Origin of the sequence: Pseudomonas sp. GM78 (assembly GCF_000282475.1) — a bacterium.
Taxonomy (GTDB): Bacteria; Pseudomonadota; Gammaproteobacteria; order Pseudomonadales; family Pseudomonadaceae; genus Aquipseudomonas.
Genome location: NZ_AKJF01000206.1, coordinates 1 through 24,190 on the forward strand (window position 1 = coordinate 1; position 24,190 = coordinate 24,190).

Annotated in this window: 18 protein-coding genes and 1 pseudogene; 8 read left to right on the forward strand and 11 right to left on the reverse strand. The window is 60.7% G+C overall.

The window, feature by feature from the left end; translation table 11 throughout:
- On the forward strand, window positions 1–3,509 hold a 3,509-nt coding region (locus tag PMI35_RS0133125; RefSeq protein ID WP_032832124.1), incomplete at its 5' end, for a hypothetical protein.
- A 30-nt stretch (window positions 3,510–3,539) separates the two neighbouring features.
- On the opposite strand, the gene PMI35_RS03075 is transcribed toward PMI35_RS0133125, so the two are convergent.
- The 3 genes from PMI35_RS03075 to PMI35_RS03065 form a co-directional block, all read right to left on the reverse strand.
- On the reverse strand, window positions 3,540–4,646 hold the full coding sequence (locus tag PMI35_RS03075; RefSeq protein WP_008065559.1) for a helix-turn-helix transcriptional regulator: 1,107 nt from the start codon (window positions 4,644–4,646) through the stop codon (window positions 3,540–3,542).
- Between the two features lie 371 nt (window positions 4,647–5,017).
- Window positions 5,018–6,133 (reverse strand): alkene reductase, encoded by a 1,116-nt coding sequence (locus PMI35_RS03070; protein ID WP_008065561.1) that lies wholly within the window; start codon window positions 6,131–6,133, stop codon window positions 5,018–5,020.
- A 36-nt stretch (window positions 6,134–6,169) separates the two neighbouring features.
- Window positions 6,170–6,715 carry a nuclear transport factor 2 family protein gene (locus tag PMI35_RS03065; RefSeq protein WP_008065564.1) on the reverse strand — a complete coding sequence of 182 codons (546 nt, stop codon included), beginning with the start codon at window positions 6,713–6,715 and terminating at the stop codon, window positions 6,170–6,172.
- A gap of 71 nt (window positions 6,716–6,786) precedes the next feature.
- Between PMI35_RS03065 and PMI35_RS03060 the strand changes: the two genes are divergently transcribed.
- Window positions 6,787–7,713 carry a LysR substrate-binding domain-containing protein gene (locus PMI35_RS03060; protein ID WP_008065567.1) on the forward strand — a complete coding sequence of 309 codons (927 nt, stop codon included), beginning with the start codon at window positions 6,787–6,789 and terminating at the stop codon, window positions 7,711–7,713.
- Between the two features lie 45 nt (window positions 7,714–7,758).
- Here the strand turns inward: PMI35_RS03060 and PMI35_RS03055 are convergent, their stop codons facing one another.
- The 4 genes from PMI35_RS03055 to PMI35_RS03040 form a co-directional block, all read right to left on the reverse strand.
- A complete protein-coding gene (locus PMI35_RS03055) occupies window positions 7,759–8,781 on the reverse strand; it encodes a transketolase family protein (RefSeq protein ID WP_008065568.1) in 1,023 nt (340 codons plus the stop codon).
- Window positions 8,778–9,626 (reverse strand): transketolase, encoded by an 849-nt coding sequence (locus PMI35_RS03050; protein ID WP_008065570.1) that lies wholly within the window; start codon window positions 9,624–9,626, stop codon window positions 8,778–8,780. The genes PMI35_RS03055 and PMI35_RS03050 overlap by 4 nt, the downstream gene beginning before the upstream one ends.
- A 17-nt stretch (window positions 9,627–9,643) precedes the next feature.
- Window positions 9,644–10,942, reverse strand: a complete 1,299-nt coding sequence (locus PMI35_RS03045) for an MFS transporter (protein WP_008065571.1) — start codon at window positions 10,940–10,942, stop codon at window positions 9,644–9,646.
- A 97-nt stretch (window positions 10,943–11,039) separates the two neighbouring features.
- Complete coding sequence (locus PMI35_RS03040; protein WP_008065572.1) at window positions 11,040–11,789, reverse strand: SDR family NAD(P)-dependent oxidoreductase; 750 nt, start codon at window positions 11,787–11,789, stop codon at window positions 11,040–11,042.
- A 200-nt stretch (window positions 11,790–11,989) separates the two neighbouring features.
- Between PMI35_RS03040 and PMI35_RS03035 the strand changes: the two genes are divergently transcribed.
- Window positions 11,990–12,904 carry a LysR substrate-binding domain-containing protein gene (locus PMI35_RS03035; RefSeq protein WP_008065573.1) on the forward strand — a complete coding sequence of 305 codons (915 nt, stop codon included), beginning with the start codon at window positions 11,990–11,992 and terminating at the stop codon, window positions 12,902–12,904.
- A 7-nt stretch (window positions 12,905–12,911) separates the two neighbouring features.
- Here PMI35_RS03035 and PMI35_RS03030 read toward each other — a convergent pair whose 3' ends face one another.
- Entirely contained in the window at window positions 12,912–13,868 is a 957-nt protein-coding gene (locus PMI35_RS03030) for a LysR family transcriptional regulator (protein ID WP_008065574.1), read from the reverse strand.
- Between the two features lie 145 nt (window positions 13,869–14,013).
- Between PMI35_RS03030 and PMI35_RS03025 the strand changes: the two genes are divergently transcribed.
- Window positions 14,014–16,035 (forward strand): alkyl/aryl-sulfatase, encoded by a 2,022-nt coding sequence (locus PMI35_RS03025; protein WP_008065575.1) that lies wholly within the window; start codon window positions 14,014–14,016, stop codon window positions 16,033–16,035.
- 101 nt (window positions 16,036–16,136) lie between these two features.
- Here PMI35_RS03025 and PMI35_RS03020 read toward each other — a convergent pair whose 3' ends face one another.
- Entirely contained in the window at window positions 16,137–17,270 is a 1,134-nt protein-coding gene (locus tag PMI35_RS03020; protein ID WP_008065576.1) for an aminotransferase class V-fold PLP-dependent enzyme, read from the reverse strand.
- A gap of 248 nt (window positions 17,271–17,518) precedes the next feature.
- Here PMI35_RS03020 and PMI35_RS03015 point away from each other — a divergent pair, with 248 nt between their 5' ends.
- On the forward strand, window positions 17,519–18,217 hold the full coding sequence (locus tag PMI35_RS03015; RefSeq protein WP_032832125.1) for an ion channel: 699 nt from the start codon (window positions 17,519–17,521) through the stop codon (window positions 18,215–18,217).
- A 110-nt stretch (window positions 18,218–18,327) separates the two neighbouring features.
- On the opposite strand, the gene PMI35_RS34305 is transcribed toward PMI35_RS03015, so the two are convergent.
- A complete protein-coding gene (locus PMI35_RS34305; RefSeq protein ID WP_081504870.1) occupies window positions 18,328–18,729 on the reverse strand; it encodes a GFA family protein in 402 nt (133 codons plus the stop codon).
- Between the two features lie 490 nt (window positions 18,730–19,219).
- On the opposite strand from PMI35_RS34305, the gene PMI35_RS03010 reads away from it, so the two are divergent.
- Window positions 19,220–19,576: a DUF6124 family protein gene (locus PMI35_RS03010; protein WP_008065579.1), complete on the forward strand. Its 357-nt coding sequence runs from the start codon at window positions 19,220–19,222 to the stop codon at window positions 19,574–19,576.
- A gap of 287 nt (window positions 19,577–19,863) precedes the next feature.
- Here PMI35_RS03010 and PMI35_RS03005 read toward each other — a convergent pair whose 3' ends face one another.
- Window positions 19,864–21,657, reverse strand: a complete 1,794-nt coding sequence (locus PMI35_RS03005) for an alpha/beta fold hydrolase (RefSeq protein ID WP_008065581.1) — start codon at window positions 21,655–21,657, stop codon at window positions 19,864–19,866.
- A gap of 397 nt (window positions 21,658–22,054) precedes the next feature.
- Between PMI35_RS03005 and PMI35_RS03000 the strand changes: the two genes are divergently transcribed.
- Together PMI35_RS03000 and PMI35_RS34310 are read left to right on the forward strand one after the other, a co-directional pair.
- Window positions 22,055–23,629 (forward strand): phospholipase D family protein, encoded by a 1,575-nt coding sequence (locus PMI35_RS03000; RefSeq protein ID WP_008065582.1) that lies wholly within the window; start codon window positions 22,055–22,057, stop codon window positions 23,627–23,629.
- A gap of 43 nt (window positions 23,630–23,672) precedes the next feature.
- Window positions 23,673–24,071, forward strand: a pseudogene (locus PMI35_RS34310) (DUF5329 domain-containing protein).
- The last annotated feature ends 119 nt before the right edge of the window (window positions 24,072–24,190 follow it).

Sequence of the window (24,190 nt, forward strand, 5' to 3'; positions counted from 1 at the left end):
ACCTGCGCCTGGTGCAGCAAGGCGCCGACACCTTGCTGCAATGGGACCGGGACGGCGCAGGCATCGCCACTAACGGTTGGCAGACCATCATCACGTTGCAGAATACCGAGGCGAGCACGCTGACCAGTGAGAACTTTGCACCGGCCACCTCGCCGGAAGCCAGTTTGTTCAACCTGATCGCAGGGGGTACCGGCGACGATTCGCTAACCGGCTCGGCGTCGGCCGATCGCCTGCTGGGCGATGGCGGTAACGATACGTTGTCTGGCCTTGCAGGCGACGACCAGCTCAACGGCGGTGCCGGCAATGATCGGCTCGACGGGGGAGCGGGCAACGACAGCGCTCGTTACAGCGCCGGCATGAACCAATACACCGTCACCTTCGACCCGCGTGGCTATCTGGTGGTCGAGGCGGGTGCAGGAAGTGGCGAGGCGGGGCGAGACCGGATCGATGATGTCGAGCAACTGCGCTTTGCCGATGGCACGATCACGGTCAACGGTGCTCCCGGGGGGGAGCATCTGATCAACACCACCACGGCCAGCGATCAGTATTATCCGAGTGTGGCCGCACTGGCTGACGGTGGGTATGTGGTGAGCTGGACGTCCAGCGGCCAGGACGGCAGCGGGCAAGGCATCTACGCGCAGCGCTACGACGCCAGCGGCGCAGCGGTGGGTAACGAGGTACGGGTCAACACCACCACGGCCAACGATCAGGTTTTTCCGAGTGTGGCGGGGCTAACTGACGGTGGGTATGTGGTGAGCTGGACGTCCAGCGTCCCGGGCGGCAGCGGCATCTACGCGCAGCGCTACGACGCCAGCGGCGCAGCGGTGGGTGAAGAGGTACGAGTCAACACCACCACGGCGAACTTTGGTTCTTATGCGAGTGTGACGGCGCTGGCAGACGGCGGCTATGTGGTGGGCTCAGAGTCCTACACCTTCGTTCGGAGCGAAGGTTTATTTTTAATAAGGGCTGACGTAAACATGCAGCGCTATGACGCAGCGGGCATGGCACAGGGTGGTGAAGTTCATGTCAACACCAGTACGGTCGACATCGATATTTTCAACAGTCCAAATGACATACAACCGATGGTAGCTGGACTCAGCGACGGTGGCTATGTGGTGATCTATAGCCCGATCGACAGCGGCTATAACCTCTACGCGCAGCGCTACGATGTCAACGGTGCAGCGGTGGGTGCTGAGGTGCTGGTCACAAGCAATACGCATCCGTTTCAGTCCGAGCCGGCGATCGCTGGGCTCAGCGACGGTGGCTATGTGGTGACCTTCAGCCAGTACGACAGCAGTTTTGACCTCTACACGCAGCGCTTCGATGCCAACGGTGCAGCGGTGGGTGGTAAGGTGCAGGTCAACAGCACTACGCAGTTCAATGGTTATGAGCCGGCGATTGCAACGCTCAGCGCCGGTGGCTATGTGGTGAGCTGGAGTGCCCACAATCAGGATGGCAGTGGCGCGGGCATCTACACGCAGCGCTACGATGTCAACGGCACACCGGTGGGAGGCGAAGTGCTGGTCAACAGCACGACCGTCGGCTTTGAGCAGCAACCGAAGATCGCCACGCTCAGCGACGGTGGGTATGTGGTGAGCTGGGTGTCCAGCGGGCAGGACGGCAGCGGCACGGGTATCTACGCACAGCGCTTCGACGCCAGCGGCCAGGCGGTCGCCAACACGCTGACGCTTGTGGGCGATGCTGGCGACAACCTAATCCGGCTGGGCAGCGGCGACGAGCGCATTGTCGCAGGCGCTGGCAACGATATCTTGTTCGGTGGAGAAGGCCACGACACGGCACTGTATCTGGGTAACCAACACGACTTTGCCTTTGGTGTGCAGGGTCGAGATCAGATCAGCATCAATGATTTGAATGCTGATGACGGCAACGAAGGCCTCGATGCATTGCATGACTTCGAAACGTTGCGGTTTGGCGATGGTGTACAGCTGCAGGTACTTCGCGGCGAGGTGCGGGTCAACAGCACCGCCCTCGGCTATCAGTTTGATCCGACTATCGCGGGGCTCAGCGACGGCCAGTATGTGGTGAGCTGGGTGTCCCTGGACCAAGACGGCAGCGGTGGAGGCATCTACGCGCAGCGCTACGCTGCCAGCGGCGCGGCGGTGGGTGACGAGGTGCGGGTCAACAGCACCACGCTTGACTATCAGGCGGGACCGGCGATCGTCGCGCTCAACGACGGTGGGTACGTGGTGAACTGGACATCCTTCGGCCAGGACGGCAGCGGTGGAGGCATCTACGCGCAGCGCTACGACGCCGGCGGCGCAGCGGTGGGGAACGAGGTGCGGGTCAACAGCACCACGCTCGACAGTCAGCACGAACCCGCGATCACCGCACTCAGCGACGGCGGCTATGTGGTGAGCTGGACATCCAACGGCCAGGACGGCAGCAGCTGGGGCATCTACGCGCAGCGTTACGCTGCTGGCGGCGCTGCGGTGGGTGACGAGGTGCGGGTCAACACCACCACTATCGACAGCCAGCAAGACCCCGCGATCACTGCTCTCAGCGACGGCGGCTATGTGGTGAGCTGGACATCCAACGGCCAGGACGGCAGCGGCTGGGGCATCTACGCGCAGCGCTACGCTGCCAGCGGTGCAGCGCTGGGTAACGAGGTGCGGGTCAACACCACCACGCTTGATCATCAGTATGATTCGGCGATCGCCGCTCTCAGCGACGGCGGCTATGTGGTGAGCTGGACTTCCAACAGCCAGGAAGGCAGTGGCGCGGACATCTACACACAGCGCTACGCTGCCGGCGGTGCGGCGCTGGGTGACGAAGTGAGAGTCAACAGCACCACGGTCGACCAGCAGGCTGAGCCGGCGATCAGCGGGCTTAGCGACGGCGGTTATGTGGTGAGCTGGGCGTCCCACAGCCAGGACGGCAGTGGCTGGGGCATCTACGCGCAGCGCTACGCTGCTGACGGCGCAGCGGTGGGTAATGAGGTGCGGGTCAGCAGCACCACGCTCGACAGTCAGCACGAACCCGCGATCACCGCACTCGGCGACGGCGGCTATCTGGTGAGCTGGACGTCCGACGGCCAGGACGGCAGCAGATCTGGTATCTACAGCCAACGCTACGACGCCAACGGCAACCCTGTCGCCGACCATCTCGAATGGACCGGCGACGCCTCTGCCAACCTGATCCGCAGTACCGTCGAAACCGACTGGTTCAGCGGCGGCACCGGTGCCGATACCTTCCAGTTCGCCCAGTTGCCGGACGATCGTGCCGACCTGATCACCGACTTCACCCAGGGCAGTGACGCCTTGGCGCTCAACAGTGCACTTTTCAACCTGCAAGGCCAGACCGTCGCCGACACACTGGCCAACGTCAGCGGCGAGCAGCACGAGGCGGCGGGCGCGCACCTGGTGTTCAACCAGAATGACCACACGCTCTATTACGATGCCGACGGCGCAGCCAACGACAATGCGGTCGCAGTGGTGACCCTGGTGGGTGTGACGACTCTGACGGCAAGTGATGTGCAGATGTTCGTCTAAGGTGCCGGGGGCTGCAGGACAAACCCGTCCTCAACCCCCGATCAACCGGGTGAAGAGCTTGATCAGTTGCACCTGACCGGTGGTGCCGGTTTTGCGAAACAGTGCGCGCAGTTGGGTCCGCACAGTGTTGATGGAGACGCTCAGGCGCGCCGCGCAGTCTTTCAGGGGCAGCCCCTGGGCCAGCAGTTCGGCCAGTCGCAGTTCGGCTGGGCTGAGCTGGAAAAGCTCGGCCAGCAATGGGCTTGGCAAGCGATTTTCCAGCAGTGCCAGTAGCACCAAGGGTTTGTTGAAGTGACGGTTGTAGCCCGCGTCGGCGGGAACCGGAGTGACCAGCAATTCTTGTGATTGGGTAGTGTCGAGGCGTAGGCAGCCGGCCTGGCGCTTGCCGTCTTTACCCGCAGCACGGCGGATAAGTGTCCGCAGACGAGTGTCTTGAATCGTGCTGTGCAGATGGGCGAATTTTTCAAACAGCGGTGAACCACTCAGGCTCATGTGCCGCGCGGCCTGATTGCAGTGCAGCACCTGGCCCTCGTCATCGAGCAGCCAGAGCGGCGTCGTGTGGTGGTCCAGCAACAGGTCGCGCTTGGCCAGGTCCTGTTCCAGGCAGTTGATCCTGGCAGACACTTTGACCGCCTTGAGCAAGTGCGGGGTGATTCGCTCCAGCAGCGCATAGTGCCAGGCAGAGGGGGAAGGCGCGCCGACCTGGTGGAGTACGGTCAGGTAGATGCCCGAATCGGTCTGCTCATCGAGTCTGACGCTGGCGACATGATGCAGGCCATGAGGAAGGTAGGGCGCCTGATCATTCGGATCGTGCAGGGCATGCTCACTCCCGAAATCGATGAGCGCCTTGCGCCAGGAGCCCAAGGAGTGGAAACCACTGAAATCCAGGCCCGGGGTAAGCTGCCAATGCAGGCTGTTGTAGCCGTTCAATCCTGCAGGGGTGCGCAGGTTGATGGTCGGAGCGGCTTGGGCGTCGCTCTTGTGGTGACTGGCGTAGAACAAAAAAACCTTCTGATGACCGCTGGCCTCGACCAGTCGCTCCAGCAAGGGCTGCCAGCTTGTTATACCCAGCGCAGACTCATAGCACAGGTCGACGAGTTCGTCGTACAGCCGCTGTTTGTGTCCTTGTTTCACCATGCTGAGTTGGCCTTTTGCCTTGAGGGAATACCTTGTAACGATGATGGCGTATTGCTTTATATATGGTTCAAGGTCGGCAGCTCTGCAATGCCGGTGGTCGGGATAGGAGCTGCGAGGAGATGAAAAACATGCATGCGACATGAGTGCGTTGTCAGCAGTTTCTTTTCAGGTGGAGCATAAATGCTTGCAACGAGTATCGATGTCCCGCGGGACAGTCACTGACAAGGCGACATTCGACGGTGGAAGACGGAATGCCAATTTAAATGACTGCTATTGGCCGATAGTTGCCCGAAGGGCAGCAACTGGCCGATGGCAGCCGGTTGCGAGGATCAACAGTCGCAGGGGACGAATCCCCCTGACTTTCGCCTTACTTAATTCGCCACCGTCTCGCCATAAGCGGGATAGTCGGTATAGCCTTTGGTTGAGCTGCCGTTAACGCCATAAAAAGTAGTCCGATCCCCTTCAGCGATCGGCCAGCCGTTTTGCATCCGTTGGACCAGGTCGGGGTTGGAAATGAAGGGGCGGCCAAACGCGATCAGGTCCAGGTCGCCGGCTTCCAGTGCAGCCTCCGCCAGCTCCCGGTTGAAGCCTCCCGCAGCGATCAGCGTGCCTTGGTACGCTTGGCGAAACTGGTTGGCGAAGCCCTCGGGAATCGCTTCTGCGCCAATCGTCAGCTGATCACTCAAATGCACATACGCCAGGTCTCGGTCATTGAGTGCTGAGGCCAGGCTCAGCCAGGTCTCGGTTTCTTCGGCGTAGGGGTGCATGTCGAAAAGGCGACCAAACGGGGATAGTCGCACGCCCACTCGGGCACTGCCGATCGCTGTGGCCAGGGCATCGAGCGTTTCGAGCAGGAAGCGTTGGCGATTGGCGATGGAACCGCCGTAGGTGTCCTGGCGATTGTTCAATGCACCGTTGAGGAATTGCTCGAAGAGATAGCCGTTGGCGCCGTGCAATTCGATGCCGTCAAAGCCTGCCTCTATCGCTCGACGCGCGGCGCTCACGAAGTCAGCGGTAATGCGCTGGACTTCAGAGGTGCCCAATGCTCTCGGCACGCTTGCTTGCACGGGGCCTGGCTGGCCTTTTTCAACCCACGCATAGGCATTCGAGTGGGCGGCAACGGTAGCCACCGACGACACCGGCGCGGCGCCTCCCGGCTGCAGTGAGACATGGGACATGCGCCCCACATGCCACAGCTGCGCGAAGATTCGCCCGCCTTTGGCGTGGACGGCATCAGTGACCCGGCGCCAGCCTTGGGTCTGTTCATTGCTATAGAGACCGGGGTTGAACAGGTAGCCACAGCCCTCGCGGGAAATCGGTATGCCTTCACTGATGATCAGCCCGGCAGAAGCTCGCTGGGCGTAGTAGAGCACAGTGTGTTCATCCGGAATGTCGTTCAGGGCGCGTGCCCGGGTCATGGGGGCCATGACCACGCGGTTGGCCAACCGGGTGCCGGCCAGATCATAGGATTTGAATAATGGGTTCATCAGAAACTCTGCAAATGAGGGAGAAGAGGGGATGTATCAGGACGGCAGAACCAGCCCGTTGCCCGGATCGCCGCCGCCGACATCGGGTTCAGGCCACACCACATCCAGGCGGGTACGGCTGATCAGCCATTGACCATCCACCCGTCGATACTCATCGGCGTACAGCCCAACCAGCAGCAAAGGGTTCTGGCCCGGCGCCCGCTGGGTGGCGAAGTCGATCAAATAGCAACGGCCTTCGGCCCGGTCTTCATCAAGGATCTCGATCCAGTGATTCGACACCGCGTGCAGGAAGGGATACGCCCCACGTTGTTGCTGATCGAATGCCGAGAATGCTTCAGACAAGCCCTGCGCGATGGCGTCACGCCCCCGCCAGCCAGCGCGATCAACCTGGCAAATGGCGTCATCGGTAAACAACTGCGCGAGCGCATCCATCCGGTTGGCGTCGAGGTGATGGCAGTAGCGCAATCGCAGGTTCCTGATCGCTTCCAGCGTGAGCAATCGGTTCAAGTCGGTGTTCAGGGTGGCCTCCAGGGGAAGGTCGTTTAAAAGTGCGGCCACCTTAATCCAGTCTGCAAATTCCATTAATCCGTGAAAATTACGATCAGTTGATCCTCTAGGGATAGAATCAGGTTTTCATGTCAGTGGAGCCAGTGATGGATTCCCTTCAATTCGATGGCATCCCCGAGTTCATCCTGGCTGCGCAATGCGGGAGTTTCACGGCGGCTGCGTTGCAACTGGGTGTGACCAGTTCGGCGGTGGGCAAGAGCGTGACCCGGCTGGAAAAACGCCTCGGCACCAAGCTGCTGCATCGCACCACGCGCAAACTGAGCTTGACCAGCGAGGGGGAGATTTACCTCGCCAGTTGCTTGCGGGTGATGGACGAGTTGCGGGGCGTTGAAGGCAGCTTCCTCAACGGCGTTGCCGAACCGAAGGGACGTCTGCGGATTGATCTGCCGGCCGCCTTTGGACGGCGGCATATCGCACCGATGCTGATTGCCCTGGCGCGGCAATACGCGCAACTGGACTTGACCCTGACCTTTGGTGAACGGACGGTCGACATGATCAACGATGGCATTGATCTGGCGGTACGAATCGGCGATCTCAAGGATGATCCGGAGCTGGTGGCGCGCCGGCTCGGTGAGCAACACCTGGTGGTCTGTGCGGCGCCCGACTATTTGAGCCGATGCCCGCCGATCCGGCACCCGTCCGATTTGCTTGCGCGCGATTGCATCATTGCCTGGCGCAGGGGGCTGCGCATGACGTGGTTGCTGAGCAATGCCAAAGGCGAGGTGCAAGAGCAGGAAGTGCGAGTGCGCCATGAGTTCGGCGACGGTGACATGATGCTGCGCGCGACCCTGGATGGCTGCGGACTTTGCCAGTTGCCCACCTGGCTGGTTTCCGAACACTTGCGCAGCGGCGCATTGGTCACGGTCCTGGACGACCACGCGGGAGCAACCATGCCTATCCACGTCATCTGGCCGCGCACGCGTTACCTCCAACCGAAGGTGAGAATGGTCGTCGATGCCTTGCTCGAGATGGCTCAAGAGCAAGTCGTCCTGTTCGGCGCAAGCCGGGATTGATGTCGAACTGGCTGGCACCTGTTTCCAGGTGCCTTGTCCCTGTGGTTAAAGCCAGGCCTTGATTTGAGTGCAAACCGCTTGGGTTGAAATCCCGTAACGATCATGGAGTGTCGGCAGCGCCCCGGCATCGAGGAACGCGTCGGGCAGGGCGATCTGCCGGAAGGTGGGCGTGACGCCATTGCGCAGCAACACACCGGCCACTGCTTCGCCCAGCCCACCAATGATCGAGCTGTTCTCTGCGGTGACCACCAGGCGACTCGGTTTGCGGGCTTCGGCCAGAATGGTTTGCTCATCGAGCGGCTTGATCGTCGGCACGTGCAGCACGGCGACATCGACGCCGTCCGCTTGCAGCGCTTTGGCAGCCTCCAGTGCACGCATGGTCATCAGGCCGGTGGAGATGATCAGCACATCGTTGCCGGTACGCAGGGTCTTGGCTTTGCCGATCTCGAATTGGTAGCCGTACTCGTCCAGCACCAGCGGCACATTGCCGCGCAACAGGCGCATGTAGACCGGTCCCTGGTGCGCCGCGATGGCGGGCACGGCCTGTTCGATTTCCAGTGCGTCGCACGGGTCGACGATCATCAGGTTGGGCATGGCGCGGAAGATCGCCAGGTCGTCCGTGGCCTGGTGGCTGGGGCCGTAACCGGTAGTAAGACCGGGCAAGCCGCAGACGATCTTGACGTTGAGGTTCTCCTCGGCGATGGCCATGCAGATGAAGTCGTAGGCGCGGCGCGAAGCGAACACGGCGTAGGTGGTGGCAAAGGGCACGAAGCCTTCACGGGCCATCCCCGCTGCCGCACTCATCAGCAGCTGTTCGGCCATGCCCATTTGATAAAAGCGATCGGGATGGGCCTTGGCGAAGATGTGCAGGTCGGTGTACTTGGACAGGTCGGCGGACAGGCCGACGATATCTTTGCGCTGATCCGCCAGCGCGGCCAGTGCATGACCAAATGGCGCCGACTTGGTGGCTTGGCCCTCAGAGGCGATCGAGGCGATCATCGCCGAAGTGGTCAGGCGTTTCTTGGCCGGCGTAACCGTGGAAGTCGGAGTGTTGGCTGCGTTGCTCATTGGTTGTTTCCTTCTTCAAGGTTGCTCAGTGCCAGGTCCCATTCGTGTTCTTCGACGCGGATGAAGTGGGTCTTTTCGCGGGTTTCCAGGAAGGGCACGCCCTTGCCCATTCTGGTGTCGCAGATGATCACGCGAGGTTGCGCGCCAGGGTGGTTACGCGCGGCATCGAACGCGGTGACCAGTGCCTCCAGATCATTGCCATCGACGCGCTGGGTGAACCAGCCGAAGGCCTGCCAGCGATCGACGATGGGTTCGAACGAAAGGATCTCACTCGAATGACCATCGGCCTGCTGGTTGTTGACGTCGACGATGGCGATCAGGTTGTCCAGCTTCCAGTGCGATGCCGACATCACCGCTTCCCAGGTCGAGCCTTCGTTCAGTTCGCCGTCCGACAGCAGGTTGTAGACGAAGGAGGGTGAGCCTTTGCGCTTGAGGCCCAGGCAGGCACCGACGGCGATGCCCAGGCCCTGGCCGAGCGAACCGCCGGTGATCTCCATGCCCGGGGTGTAGGCGGCCATGCCCGACATCGGCAGGCGGCTGTCATCGGCGCCGTAGGTTTCCAGTTCGTCCAGCGGGATGATCTCGGCTTCGATCAGGGCCGCGTACAGGGCAATCGCGTAGTGACCGATCGACAGGTAGAAGCGATCGCGGGCTTCCCATTCCGGGTCTTCGGGCCGGTAGCTCAGGGCGTGGAAGTAGGACACGGCCAGCAGGTCGGCGGCGCCGAGAGCCTGGCCGACGTAGCCTTGCCCTTGAACCTGACCCATGCGCAGGGCGTGGCGGCGAATGTTGTGGGCGCGTTGCGCCAGCGTCGTGGATGACGTGAATGCGGTTTGAGCAGTCATGGTGAAACTCCAATGAATCAACGATTGACCGAGGCGGCGGGGATGCGCAGGACCAACGTGGCACCGAACAGCAGGACGCCGGTGATCAGGTACATGCCGATGGCGCTGGAGCCGGTCTGTGTGGTGACCCAGCCGATCAGATAGGGCGAGCAGAAGCCGGCGAGGTTGGCGAAGCTGTTGACCGCCGCGATGCCAGCGGCGGCGGACACGCCACCGAGCAGCGTGGTGGGCAGCATCCAGAACATCGATGTCGCGGAGAGAATTCCGGAAGCGGCCAGGCACAGACTGAGAATGGAGAGCAGTACATTCCCGCCCATCAGCGCCGCCAGGCTCAAACCGATGGCACCCGCGATCATCGGCACAATGAGGTGCCAGCGACGCTCACGGTGTTTGTCACCGCTGCGTCCGGCATACAGCATGGCCACGATTGCGCAGAGGTAGGGCAGGCTGGTCAGGAAACCGATGTGCAGCGGATCGGAAACCCCCGCGTTACGCACCAGGGTTGGCAGCCAGAAGGTGAGGGCGTACTGGCCCATGACCACGCAGAAGTAGATCCCGGCCAGCAACCACAGACGACGGTCGCGAATGAACTCACCCACTGAAGCATGGGTGACTTTCTGCTGGTCGTCCTCGGCCAGCTCACGGCTGATCAGTGCCTTTTCGTCATCATCCAGCCAACTGGCCTGATGCACGCCGTCCTTGAGATAGCTCAGCACCAGCAGCCCGATAAGCACCGTGGGCACTGCTTCCAGCACGAACATCCATTGCCAGCCGGCCCAACCGTGCATGCCGGCGAAGTGGTTCATGATCCAGCCCGAAAGCGGGCCGCCGACCATGCCCGACAGCGGGATGGCGATGAACCACAACACGGTCATGCGCGCACGCCGGTAGGAGGGAAACCAGTAGGTCAGGTACAGCAGCAGACCCGGTGCCAGGCCGGCTTCGGCAACGCCGAGCAGGAAGCGCAGGGCGTAGAACTGCCAGGCGGTTTCGACGAAGGCGAACAGGGCGGAGACGATGCCCCAGGTGATCATGATGCGGGCGATCCAGACCCGCGCACCGACCTTGTGCAGGATGATGTTGCTGGGCACTTCACAGAGGAAGTAGCCGATGAAGAACATGCCCGCGCCAAGTCCGTAGACGGTTTCGCTGAGCGCCAGGTCGTTCATCATTTGCAGCTTGGCAAAACCGACGTTGACCCGATCCAGGTAGGCGCACAGGTAGCACAGCATCAGGAACGGCATCAGGCGCCACGCAGTCTTGCGGTAGGCGTTGGAGCGCACGGTCGAAACCGCTTCGAGCGACAGGGTAGTCATGATGGTCTGATCTCTTGTTTTTATTGACCGCCAGGCTTGTGGCCCGGCTGCGTCGTCGATCCAGAACCGCACGGGCCGCGAGGCCCGTCAGCTGTCATCAGTGAATCAGCATGCCGCCGTTCACATCCAGGGTGATGCCGGTCAGGTAAGAGGATAGGTCGCTGGCCAGGAACAGCGCCGCGTTGGCCACATCCTGCGCCTCACCCAGGCGTCCGAGGGGGATGCCGTCGATGATCGCGTGGCGGCGTTCGTCCTGCATCAGGCCGCCGGTGATATCGGTATGGATCAGGCCGGGGGCGATGGAGTTCACGCGCACCTTGTCCGGGCCCAGCTCGCGCGCCATGGCTTTGGCCAGGCCCAACACGCCGGCTTTGGCGGCGCTGTAGTGCGGGCCGCCGAAAATACCGCCGCCCCGTTGAGCGGAAACCGATGACATGCACACGATGCTGCCGGACGACTGCTGGCGCATGACCGGGATCACCGCCTGGGACATCAGCAACGTACCGCGCAGGCTGACGTCCAGCACCTTGTCGTAATCCGCAGGGCGGATGTCCAGGGTCTTGAGGGGTTGGGTGATGCCGGCGTTGTTGATGAGGATGTCGATGCGACCGAAGTGCTCGATGATTGTCGCGACCGCCTGCTGCACCTGGGATTCGTCCGCGACGTTGGCGGCCAGGCCCAGATGGCCTTCGCCCAGGGAGGCCGCGGCATCGCGTGCGGCGGATTCGTCCAGATCGAGAATCACCACGCTGGCGCCCTGTTGCGCGAACGTGGTCGCGGTAGCGCGGCCGATGCCACGTGCGGACGCTGCACCGGTGATGATCGCGACTTTGCCTTGAAGAAGCATGGAACAGTACCTCGGATGATTGTTTTTATGAGTCGATCCACCAGGAACCGATGACTCAGCTTGTTCTCCAGACTGCCCCTGAGCAATAACGCGAACGTCACTGGGTGCTGAAAAAAATTCAGCACTCGCCAGCGAAGTATCGGAATGATTGAATGGCGAAACGCCCGGTTTAAGTAACTTGCAGCGGAATAACCACAATCATGCGCTCATCCGACGATGCACCTGTGATACTGCCACCCCTGAAAGCCATTCAGGCCTTCGAGCAGACAGCCCGTTTCGGCAATGTCGCTCGCGCCGCTGAATTGCTCGACCTGACACCCTCGGCGGTCAGTCACCAGCTGGCCAAACTGGAGGCGATGATCGGGCGCCAGTTGTTTTTCCGGACCGCCAGGGGCGTGACCCTGACGCCGGTCGGCGAGCAATACCTGACGGAGGTTTCCGGCATCCTGCACAGCCTCGCCGTGGCCACCGAACGTGCCTCCAGCGACGTCAGCCTTGATTGCCTGCGGCTGCATTCATCACCCAGTTTCGGCCTGCTGTGGCTGATGCCGCGCCTTGAGCAGTTTCGCGAGAGCCACCCGGATATCCAGCTCAACCTTTCGTGTTCTTATGAATCGCTGCACTTCAGCCGCGACAAGATCGACGTCGACATCCGCCATGGCATGCCCAATTGGCCGAGCTACGAAGTACGCACGATTCGCAATGAACGGATTGCGGTCATGGCTTCCCCGAAGTTGCTGGAAAAACACCCGATCCGCAGCGCTGCGGATTTGCTCGACAGCCAGTTGATCCTGTCGGAGGCGACGCTGATCAAGTGGCCACAGTTGTTCGCCCAGCACGGCGTCTCACGCCCGGAAAAACCCTACACCCTCAGCTTCGACCGTTCCTACATGACCCTGGAAGCCGCCAGTCACGGGCTTGGTTTTGCCCTCGAAAGTACCTTGCTGGCGCAGGACTATCTGGCACGTGGTGCATTGGTCGAGGTGGGACCTGCGTTGAGCGCGCCGATCACCGCGCACCACCTGGTGTTTCCCCGCGCTCACTCGAACTTTCCCCGTGTCAGGCGTTTTCTGGAATGGATGCAAAAAGAGTTGGGGCATGACTTCAGCTACTGATTTTGCGCTACTTCATCATCAAGTCGGCCAGCTCCCGTTCGCGCTGGGAAACTTCCTCTTCCACCGCCCGCACTTCGCGCATGTAGGCCTCCACGGCGGGCGGCAGCGAGCGCTCCTTGAGCGAGATAAAACCGTAATGGGTGTGCGACGCCTGATCGTGGATGGGCAGCGGGACGATTTCACCCGCCAGCAACTCCCGCTCAAAGGTCGTCAACGTGCCGACGGCCAATGCATTGCTGTTCGCCGCGAATTGAACGATCTGCATGGGCACGTCAATTTCAATCGCCGGCACGAAATCGCCGGTCACTGTGTCGTAGGCGCCGGCGCAGCCTGACGTCGCGCGTGACAGAAGGCCGGCCAGGCGGGACGGAATGCGCGACGCCACCCAAGGGTAATCGAGTGCTTGCGCCCGCTTCAGGGAGCGTTGCGCAAGCAACGGATGGCCGGGCCGACAAAACAGGCGCCCCTGATGCTCACCCAACAGCTCGCAATTGAATTCCTTTTCGCCTTGCAAGGCGCTGATTTCAGCGATCCCCAGATCCACCACACCGCTGGCGACCTGCTGCGCAACCTCTCGCCAACCGGCGACATGGGCCGTCACCTTGAGGTTCGGATGGCGGGTGTGCAACCGGGCAATGGCGCGGTAGCCGCTGATCACACTGGGGTAGGGCCCGAGGGCCACCTTGAGTGTACCGATGTCGCCAACCGCCAGCAGGGCGATGTCCCGCCGAAGGTCCTCTTCGGCCATCAACAAGCGCTGGCTTTTGCCCTGCAGCACCTGACCGAACGCCGTCAGGCTCACGCCCTCGGTGCGTCGATCGAACAGCGTAACGCCAAGCTCCTGCTCCAGCAGCTGGATACTTTTACTGAGCGCCGGTTGCGAAACGCCCAGCGCTTTGGCGGCCTGACCAAAGTGTGCGTGTTCGATCAGCGCTAAAAACTGGCGTAGGCGGCGCGGGGTCATGTCATAACCTTTGTGTTATCGATATTGAGCAAAACGGAATTTTTCGTAATCAAATGAATATGCTATTCCTTGCCGGGCGGGTCAAGACGAACAAGAGCAAACCCGCGCCATCAAAGGCATCGATACTCTGGCGAAGGAACATTTCATGAACAACAAGACCCTCAGTTGCGCGCTGGCCGTCGCACTGTCCACGGGCTTCAACCCCAGCATTTTTGCTGCTCAGACAACTGCCGTGCCGGCCACGATTGAGCATTTCGATAACAAGGGCAAGTCGCCGTCTACGTACACCATCGAATATCAGAAGGGCGTGCGCGAGACGCTGCCTTTTGCAGACAAACGCGATTTTGAAGAGGCCAAAAAAGGCTTCATCGCAGCCCCGACCTACAACAAGATCATGGGCGATGCGGGCAACGTCGCCTGGAACATGGGCAGCTACGATTTCCTGCTGGACGGCAAGGACTTCGACACGGTCAATCCTTCGCTGCAGCGCCAGGCCGTGCTCAACATGGCCTATGGTCTGTACGAGGTGGTGCCGGACCGGATCTATCAGATCCGCGGCTTTGACCTGGCCAACATCACGTTCATCAAGGGCGACACCGGCTGGATCGTTTTCGACACCCTGACCTCAAAGGAAACCGCCAGGGCGGCGCTGGCATTCATCAATGAAAAGCTGGGCAAGCGCCCGGTCGTGGCCGTGGTGATTTCCCACTCCCATGCGGACCACTTTGGCGGTGTCCGCGGCATCGTCGAAGAAGCGGACGTGCGCAGCGGCAAGGTCGCGCTGATCGCCCCCGTGGGTTTCATGGAGCATGCGGTCGCGGAAAACGTCTACGCCGGCAATGCCATGAACCGCCGCGCATTCTTTCAATACGGCCTGCTGTTGCCACACAGTCCCTACGGTCATGTCGACATGGCGATCGGCAAAAACGCCGCGTCCGGCACCATGGGCCTGATTGAACCTAATCGATACATCGAAAAAGATTTCGAAAGCCTGACGATCGACGGCGTTCAAATGGACTTCCAGAACACGCCAGGCACCGAAGCACCGTCGGAAATGAATACCTGGTTCCCGCAATTCAAGGCGTTCTGGGCTGCCGAGAACATCACCGGCACCATCCACAACATCTACACCCTGCGCGGTGCTCTGGTGCGTGATCCGCTGGTGTGGTCGAAGAACATCAACAACGCCCTGTACCTCTACGGCCAGCAGGCGGATGTGATGCTCGCCGCACACAACTGGCCACGCTGGGGCAACGAACGGATCCAGGAAGTGATGCGCGCGCAACGCGATGCCTATGCCAACCTGAACAACGCCGTCCTGCACGCGGCGAACCAGGGCGTCACCATCAACGAGATCCACAATGTCTACAAGTTGCCCGAGAGCTTGAAGAACAACTGGGCGACCCACAGCTATCACGGCTCGGAAGAACACAACAGCCGCGCGGTGATCAACCGCTACCTGGGTTACTGGGATGCCAACCCGGCCACGCTGATGCCGCTGTCACCGAAGGATTCGGCACCGCTGTACGTCGAAATGATGGGCGGTGCGGAAAAGATCATGGCCAAGGGCAAGACCTTGTTCGACCAGGGCAAATACCGCGAAGCCTATGAAATTCTCAATAAGTTGGTGTATGCGGAGCCGCAAAACACCCAGGCCAAGGACCTGCTGGCGGACGTCTATGAGCAGGTGGGCTATCAGAAGGAAAGTGCCGGCGTGCGCAACAGCTTCCTCGCGGCGGCCTATGAATTGCGCCACGGTATGCCCAAGGGCCTGGCACCGAAATCCAGCGGGCCGGACATTGTCCGCGCCATGAGCACAGAGCTGTGGCTCGAATACCTCGGCATCTGCCTGGATGGCAGCAAGGTGGCGGACCTGCATTTCGTCCTGAACCTCAAGACCCCGGACAATGGTGAACAGTTCGTGGTGGAGCTGAGCAATTCAACGCTGACCAGCATCAAGGGCCAGCAGGCAAAAAACGCCGACCTGACCCTCACCCTCGATCGCTCGGCGCTTGAAGGCGTGATGGCGAAGAAAGTCAGCCTCGATCAGCTGGTCGCGGACGGCAAGGCGACCTTTGAAGGCGATCGCAAACCGTTCGCCCAACTGATGGCCGCGATGACCCCGTTCACCCCGGACTTTGAACTGCTGCCGGGGACGAGGCAGTAACTCCGATTGTGCGGCTGATCCTGGCAATGGACAGGTAGGCGGGCGCGTCTGTGGCTTGGACGCGCCCGTCAATGTTCAGTGCCGTGGGCCGGCATGAAGGCTTAGTTAACCATCACCTCGTCCAGTGCCTGCTCAAGGGTGCTGACCGTGCGCTCGATATTGTGCAGCTTTTCGAGGCCGAACAGACCGATGCGGAAGGTCTGGAAGTCGGCCGGCTCGTCGCATTGCAACGGCACTCCGGCGGCAATCTGCAGGCCGTGGGCGACAAATTTCTTGCCGCTCTTGATGTCGGCAACATCGGTGTAGCTCACCACGACGCCAGGGGCCTGAAAGCCGGCGGCGGCCACGCTCTTGATGCCTTTGCCGGTCAACATGGCGCGCACCCGATCGCCCAGCGCCTGCTGTTCGTCACGGACCTTGTCGAAACCGTAGGCTTGCGTCTCTTTCATCACCTCGTTGAACCGCGCGAGGGAATCGCAGGGCATGGTCGCATGGTAGGCATGTCCGCCCTGTTCGTAGGCCTGCATGATCTGCAGCCACTTTTTCAGGTCGCAGGCGAAGCTGCTGCTCTGCGTCTGCTCGATGCGCTCGAGGGCCAGGGCACTGAACATCACCAGGGCGCAGCAAGGGGAGGCGCTCCAGCCTTTCTGCGGTGCGCTGATCAGCAGGTCGACGGCGCATTTGTGCATGTCCACCCAAAGCGTGCCTGAGGCGATGCAGTCCAGCACGAACAGGCCACCCACCGCATGCACGGCGTCGCCGACGGCCCGCAGGTAGTCGTCGGGCAAGATAATCCCTGATGAGGTTTCCACGTGGGGGGCGAAGACAATCTGCGGCCTCGAAGCCTCGATGGCTGCCAGCACTTCATCTAGAGGGGGAGGGGCGTAGGCCGCCTGGCGACCCGTGTCGACCGGTCGGGCTTTCAGCACCGTAGTGGCCGCCGGGATGTTGCCCATCTCAAGGATCTGGCTCCAGCGATAACTGAACCAGCCGTTGCGTATCACCAGGCATTGCTGGTTGGTAGCAAACTGTCGCGCCACCGCCTCCATGCCGAATGTGCCGCTGCCCGGCACCACCGCAACACCCTGGGCGTTGTAGACCTGTTTCAGGGTCCTGGAAATGTTCTTCATCACGCCTTGAAACGACTGCGACATGTGGTTGAGCGAGCGGTCGGTGTAGACCACCGAGTACTCGACCAGCCCGTCGGGATCGATGCTGGGATACAACTTTGACATGGAGTGACTCCTTTGGCAGAGATGTTTGGCAGAGATGTTTGGCACAGATGTCCGTGGTATCGACCGTGCCCTAAGCCTTGGCAAATGACAAGATTGCCCGGAGAAAACAACCCATGGCTATCAGGCTGAATCCTCTCACATGTATTCGCGACTAGAATTTCACTGCCGGCTCTTCCAGGGCCGAGAGTCAGATTTCAACCGCGCAGCGACAGGTCTCCGAGTGTTGTTCCGGTCTACGGGAAACATCTATGACAAATCCGCCAGATAAAGCCGAATCCGACGAGGATTTAGGTCAGATGGTCATAGGGCGAGGGCCCTGCACCCATCTATTGCTGCTCTTGCTGGGATTGATCCTCCTGTTTCCCTTTCTCGAGGAAGGTATAGCTGCTCGTACGTTGCTCGGCATTCTGTTTTCAATCGTGCTGCTCGTGGGCGCTTTCGCCACCCGGCAGACGCGGCGGGGGTTCATCCTCAAACTGGGCCTGGCGTTGCTGGGGGTTGGCCTTCAATGGGCGGCGTTGTGGGCTGGAAGCACCACGATGCTTTTCTGTGTCGGGATCGTTTATGCGGCATCTCTTGCCGTCTCGTTCATCGGAGTGCTTCGCTATATTCTCAAACGCGGGCCCATTACCGCCGACAAGCTGCATGGCGCGCTGGCGGGTTACATCATGCTGGCCTTCGTCTGGTCCTTCGTCTATGCCCTGGTCGAGATCTCCAGCGCTGGCTCATTCGGCCCTGCCCACCTCGACTTCGGACAGCCCGGCACTTTCTTCAAACTGATCTATTTCAGCCTCACGACGCTCACGACCACAGGTTTCGGTGACGTTCTCCCGTTGACTAACCACGCCCGCTCACTGGTGATGGTTGAAGAGTTTTCAGGGGTTTTTTACGTTGGCGTGGTGATCGCGCGGCTTGCCGGTCTTTATCCGTCGAATCAGATCCAGTGACTCTCGATTTGCCTGGGGCATCTTCGGGCATTAGTGATTGGGTGGTCTGCGACCGACTGCTTTTGGCCGTTTTCTGCCTGTCACGAAGGGCAGCAAACGACCCATCTCAGTCATTTAGCCTGCGGCCACCGATCCTGAATCTCATACCACGACGCCTTGGATTCAACTTCGATATGTCGCTGTGTCTCGGACTTGAAAGACGTGTCCAGGGTGCCCAGCGCTATGGATATCCAGTCGGCGTATTGCCCTTGGCTTTTTGACCAGAACAACGATGAACCGCATTGGCTGCAAAACTGCCGAAGTACTGATTCGGAAGAGTTGTAAGCCGTGATCTGCCCTGCACCTTCGATGAGATGCAGGTCAGTGCGGGGCACGCTTGCGTAGCTGGCAAACGCGGCCCCATGGCCTTTGCGACATTGGCTGCAATGGCAATGCGAAAGTGCTTTGGGGCGTGATTTGAGTTCGTACCTGACGGTGCGGCAGAGACAGCTGCCTTGGAGCGTGCCGGTCATTGTGTGTGCAGCCTGATAAGAAGGACTGGCAATTTAAACGGGGTGCAGGTGCGGTGTCGAATGACGGCTTCTGGTTTTATGACCTTTTTACTGCCTGGAAATTGTGTGTAGGACGTGTGCGCTTATCCGTTAAACATCACCCGAGAGTGCTTGTTTAAAGGCTCCTACAGTTACCGGATGAAAGCCACAAAACCTTGCGCCGCTGCCTACGGTTACGCCAGAATCCGCCGGCTTGTGCGCCTTGGGGGTCATCGGTAACTTGATTCGCGTCACTGCCCATCAGTGATCGGGTTTAGCAGCCTGTGGTCAATCGAAGCTCATCTGCATCCAGAGAGTCAGGTCATTTTATGCCTGCACTTTATGGTAGCTGTGCGCAGGGCGCCCTCGGGCGCGCCGGTTTCGGTTCTCCCCGGTCTGCTAACCTGCGCACGGCTGCCACCCATCGTTTAGCAGCGATTCGGTGACGGCTCCAATTGTTGGAGAATCGAATATGTTCAAAGTCACACCCAATCCCCCGGACACCGATCCCGCATCCCCCTACGAACCCGATTCAAAAAAGCTCAACGAGGCTGCCGAACGTGCCCTCAATTACCATTTCCCCTCGACGGCCGATATCAAGGCCACCCCACGAACGCCCAGCACTTTGTTTGCCGTGAACCCGCAAGCCACGACCGAAACGCTGGTGGTGTACCTGGTCGAAACCTTGGCCTCGGTGGATGTGATGGTTCATCAGTTGGTCGATCATCTGGACGGTGGCGATCGCCATGCGCTGCTGGGTATTTCCAACAGCATCATGCTGGCGGAGATCACCGCGAACCGGGTGCTGGATCGGATTGATCCGCGCTGAAAGATCGTACCGAGGACCTGTAGGAGCGAGCCTGCTCGCGAAAAACGTCCAGGCAACGGGCTCATCCAGATGGCCCGCGTTATCGTTGACGTCCATCGCGAGCAGGCTCGCTCCCACAGGGGGAGCGCGTTCATCCAGACGGCCCGCGTCATCGTTGACGTCCATCGCGAGCAGGCTCGCTCCCACACGGGAGTGCGATCATTCAGACGGATCGCGTCATCGTTGACGTCCATCGCGAGCAGGCTCGCTCCTACAGGGGTAATGCGTTCATTCAGGCGGGGGCAGTCTCAACGCTCCATGACATAGGTGCCAGGGGCGGGGCAGAGGGTCGGGTACTTGCGCGAGCCTTGCTTCTTCGGCGCCGGCAGCTGTTCGCCCGAGCGCTGCCCGATCCATTCGCGCCAATGCGGCCACCAGCTGCCTTGCTGGCGCTCACCGGCGTTCTGTAGCCAGGTTTGCGGGGTCTCCTCAGAGGCAGGCGCGGCGTAGTAGAACGACTTGGGATTGCCCGGCGGGTTCACCAGGCTCTGCAGGTGGCCGGCGTTGGACAGCACGTAGGTGGCGTCTTCGCCAAACAGCCGGGCGGTGCCGTAGCAGCCCTGCCAGGGGGTGATGTGGTCGGTGGTGCCGCCCACCACATAAGCGCCCACTTTTACCTGGGTCATGTCGATTGACTCGCCGGCAATCTCCAGGGTGTTCGGGTTGCTGTAGGGGTTCTGCTGGACCAGGTCGAGGTAGTCGGCGTGCAGCTGGGCGGGCAGTCGCGTGGTGTCGTCGTTCCAGGCCAGGATGTCGAAGGCCGGCGGCTTGTTGCCCAGCAGGTAGTTGTTGACCCAGTAGTTCCAGATCAGGTCGTTGGGCCGCATCCAGGCGAACATGCGGGCCATGCCCTGGCCGCTCAGCACGCCTTTGCGCCGGGAACTGGCCTTGGCTGCACGCAGGGCGGACGGGGTGGTGAACAGCCCCAGGGTGGTGTCGTCCAGCGCCGAGGGCATGTCGAGTACGCACACCGCCCAGCTGGTATTGGCCACCTTGTGGCCTTCGCCACGGGCCGCCAGCCAGCCGAGGTAGGCCGCCATGGTGATGCCGCCCGAGCAGGAGCCCCACATGTTCACATCCGGGCTGCCGGTGATCTTGCGCGCCACGTCCACGGCCTGGTCGAGGCACAGCGCGTATTCGGACAAGCCCCAGTCGCGGTGCTCTCGGGTGGGGTTGCGCCAGCTGATGACGAAGAGGGTCACGCCGCTGTCTTGAATCCACTTGATCAGGCTTTTTTCCGGCGACAGGTCGATGGCGTAGTACTTATTGATTTGCGGCGGCGACATCACCAGGGGCCGGGCATAGACATTTTCGGTGGTGGGCGAGAACTGCAGCAGCTCGAACATCTCGTTGCGAAACACCACTTGGCCCTTGGCCGTGGCGATGTTTTCGCCCACCGTGAACGGCGTGCTGTCGACCTGTCTCGGCAGCCCACGGTTGTGCAGCATATCCTCGCCGAATTGGCGGATGCCCCTGGCCAGGCTCATGCCACCGGTGTCCACCAGCTTGCGCAGCGCCGCCGGATTGGTCAGCGGTGAGTTGCTCGGTGCCACGGCATCGGCCAGCAGCGTTGCGACGAATCGGGCCCGGCTCTTTTCCAGCGGGGCAAGGTCGGTGGATTCGATGAAGCGGGTCAGTTCACTCTGGCCGGCCAGGTAGCTCTGCAGCAGCGCGTGCAGGAAGGCGTTGGATTGCCAGGCCGGATCGGCGAAGCGCTTGTCCTTCGGGTCCGGCGCGATGCTGGAGTTGCCGCGGACGATGCCGCGCAGCGACTTCAGGTAGCCACCCAGATGAGCGCCAGCCTTGAGCGGCGACTTGCCCACGGCCTTGACCAGGTAACCGGCAGAGCTCGCCAGGTCCGCCGCACGCACGCTGACCAGCGGATTGGCTGCCAGGGTCTGGTTGGCAGCCGTGCCGATCAGCTCTTGTTGCTGGGTGTCGCCCGGAAGATCGCCATCCTTGCGGGTGCGACGTTTTCGGGCGGTTGCCGGGGGACGCTGGGCGGGGGTTACGGACTCGGTCGTTCGGGTGGATCTGCTCATGACGGTTCTCGTGTTTCCGGGTGCTGGGCCCGGTTGTTATTTTGTTCCGACTCTAGGCTGTAGCAGGGGGCGGCCACCTCGCATTGCACGACAGCGATTTTTCATTTCATGACAAGGGGCATCGGGCGCCGACGAGTTGAGCGGATGGCTTGCGGGAAAGGTGGTGGCTACGAAAATGCGTCGCGGTGTTATTTTCATAAGCTTTGGCAGTTGGTTTTTTTCTTACCGGTGGCTGTCAGCAATATCTTTTGCGCCCGGGGCAAATACCCCGGCTGGCAAGCGGATGAACTACGCTGCAAACACAACCCCGCAGATCGAAGAAACAGTGCGCAAGGAATCCAGCTGACCCTTCTTCGGGATCCGGCATCCCTGATCGCCACCACCCGGAGCACGCTCCGTGAGAATCAAACAGCCCCCGCTTGCGCTTCTGTTGATCGCCTTGCTGTTTGGTGGCTGCACGACACTCAATGTCCCTCACGAACCCAGTCAAGCCTTGCCCGCGAGCGATTCGGCGTTCGGTCGTTCCATCCAGGCCCAGGTAGCCCCGCATCAGGGCCAATCAGGCTTTCGCTTGCTATCGGACAGTGCCGAGGCTTTCACCGCCCGCGCCGAGCTGATTCGCAACGCCCAAAGCAGCCTCGACTTGCAGTATTACATCGTCCACGACGGCATCAGTACGCGGATCCTGGTGAGCGAGCTGCTCGACGCCGCCGACCGCGGAGTCCGCGTGCGGATTCTGCTCGATGACACCACCAGCGATGACCTGGACAAGATTATCGCGACGCTGGCGGCGCACCCGCGGATGCAGATCCGCGTGTTCAATCCGCTGCACCTGGGCCGCAGCACCGTCGTGACGCGAACCATGGGCCGACTGTTCAACTTGTCGCGGCAACACCGGCGCATGCACAACAAACTGTGGCTGGTGGACAACAGCGTGGCCATCGTCGGAGGGCGCAATCTGGGGGACGAGTATTTCGATGCCGAGCCGAACAAGAATTTCACCGACATCGACATGCTCAGTGTCGGCCCGGTTGCCGAGCAGTTGGGGCATAGTTTTGACCAGTACTGGAACAGCGCCTTGAGCAAGCCGATCGAGCAATTTCTCTCGTTCAGGCCGACCACCAGGGACCTGGAAAATACCCGGACCCGGCTGGACGAATCCCTGGAGGAAACGCGCAAACAGAATCATGCCCTCTACCAACAGTTGATGACCTACACCACTCACCCACGCATGGAAGTCTGGCGGCGGGAGCTGATCTGGGCCTGGAACACGGCGATGTGGGATGCCCCGAGCAAGGTCTTGTCGAAGGGCGAACCCGGCGCGCACCTGCTGTTGACCACCCAGTTGGCCCCCGAGCTTGATGGGGTCACCAAGGAGCTGATCATGGTGTCGGCCTACATGGTGCCGGGCCAACCGGGGGTGCTGTACTTGACTAATCGTGCCGACGCCGGCGTGTCGATCCGCCTGCTGACCAACTCACTGGAAGCCACCGATGTGCCCGCCGCGCACGGTGGTTACGGCCCTTATCGCAAAACCCTGCTGGAGCATGGCGTGCAGTTGTACGAGTTACGCCGCCAGTCCGGCGACAATGACGACAGCGACAGCGGACCGCGTCTGTTTCACAGCGGATCCTCCAACAGTTCCGACTCCAGCCTGCACAGCAAGGCGATGATTTTCGACCAGCAGAAAGCGTTTATCGGCTCGTTCAATTTCGACTCGCGCTCATTATTGTGGAACACCGAAGTCGGGGTGCTGGTGGACAATCCGCAACTCGCCGCACGGGTGCGCGAACTGGCCCTGGAGGGGATGGCACCGCCTCTCAGCTACCATGTCCTGCTGGAAAAGAATCAGGTGGTCTGGGTCACCGAGGATGACGGCAAACAGCATACGTTGACCGAGGAGCCGGGGAGTTGGTGGCGACACTTCAATTCGTGGCTCAGCAGCACGATCGGGCTGGAGAAAATGTTATAGGGCGAGATCTCCATTCATTTCACTTTCAGGGCCAGGGTGAATCATGCGGATGTGGACAGGCGGCACCGCGCGGCTTATCAGCCAATTGATGATGGCTGCGTGTATCAGCCTCATCGCAATCGTCACTCATGTGCAGGCTCAAGCCACACCTCAAGCCACTCAATAGATAAAAGGCTTGCTGGACTTTGTCGAACACAGTGAGTGTCAGTTTGTGCGCAACGGCAGCGAATACCCGGGTCCGCGCGCTCGGGCGCATCTGGAAAAGAAACTGAATTATCTCGAAGGCAAGCACCTGGTGAACAGCGCAGAAGACTTTATCGATCTTGCTGCCACTAAAAGCAGTGTGAGTGGCCGCGCCTATGAGGTGCGCTGTCCAGAAGGTGTAGAACCGGCAAGCACCTGGTTGAAGAGGGAACTGGAGAGGCAACGGCAACTTCATTGATATTGTCTCAAGTCTGATAACAGCCAGGATGGCAATGGGCTTTTTCACTTACATAATGTGAAGCGTATTGACCCAACCAAGATGTCACCTACCTGTGCCAAAACTTCAAAGCAGGTGTG

Bases quoted from the DNA above. Each gene is read 5' to 3' on its own strand.
- PMI35_RS03075 (WP_008065559.1), bottom strand. From the start codon at position 4,646: ATGGTGAAACAAGGACACAAACAGCGGCTGTACGACGAACTCGTCGAC.
- PMI35_RS03070 (WP_008065561.1), bottom strand. From the start codon at position 6,133: ATGAACCCATTATTCAAATCCTATGATCTGGCCGGCACCCGGTTGGCC.
- PMI35_RS03065 (WP_008065564.1), bottom strand. From the start codon at position 6,715: ATGGAATTTGCAGACTGGATTAAGGTGGCCGCACTTTTAAACGACCTT.
- PMI35_RS03060 (WP_008065567.1), top strand. From the start codon at position 6,787: ATGGATTCCCTTCAATTCGATGGCATCCCCGAGTTCATCCTGGCTGCG.
- PMI35_RS03055 (WP_008065568.1), bottom strand. From the start codon at position 8,781: ATGAGCAACGCAGCCAACACTCCGACTTCCACGGTTACGCCGGCCAAG.
- PMI35_RS03050 (WP_008065570.1), bottom strand. From the start codon at position 9,626: ATGACTGCTCAAACCGCATTCACGTCATCCACGACGCTGGCGCAACGC.
- PMI35_RS03045 (WP_008065571.1), bottom strand. From the start codon at position 10,942: ATGACTACCCTGTCGCTCGAAGCGGTTTCGACCGTGCGCTCCAACGCC.
- PMI35_RS03040 (WP_008065572.1), bottom strand. From the start codon at position 11,789: ATGCTTCTTCAAGGCAAAGTCGCGATCATCACCGGTGCAGCGTCCGCA.
- PMI35_RS03035 (WP_008065573.1), top strand. From the start codon at position 11,990: ATGCGCTCATCCGACGATGCACCTGTGATACTGCCACCCCTGAAAGCC.
- PMI35_RS03030 (WP_008065574.1), bottom strand. From the start codon at position 13,868: ATGACCCCGCGCCGCCTACGCCAGTTTTTAGCGCTGATCGAACACGCA.
- PMI35_RS03025 (WP_008065575.1), top strand. From the start codon at position 14,014: ATGAACAACAAGACCCTCAGTTGCGCGCTGGCCGTCGCACTGTCCACG.
- PMI35_RS03020 (WP_008065576.1), bottom strand. From the start codon at position 17,270: ATGTCAAAGTTGTATCCCAGCATCGATCCCGACGGGCTGGTCGAGTAC.
- PMI35_RS03015 (WP_032832125.1), top strand. From the start codon at position 17,519: ATGACAAATCCGCCAGATAAAGCCGAATCCGACGAGGATTTAGGTCAG.
- PMI35_RS34305 (WP_081504870.1), bottom strand. From the start codon at position 18,729: ATGACCGGCACGCTCCAAGGCAGCTGTCTCTGCCGCACCGTCAGGTAC.
- PMI35_RS03010 (WP_008065579.1), top strand. From the start codon at position 19,220: ATGTTCAAAGTCACACCCAATCCCCCGGACACCGATCCCGCATCCCCC.
- PMI35_RS03005 (WP_008065581.1), bottom strand. From the start codon at position 21,657: ATGAGCAGATCCACCCGAACGACCGAGTCCGTAACCCCCGCCCAGCGT.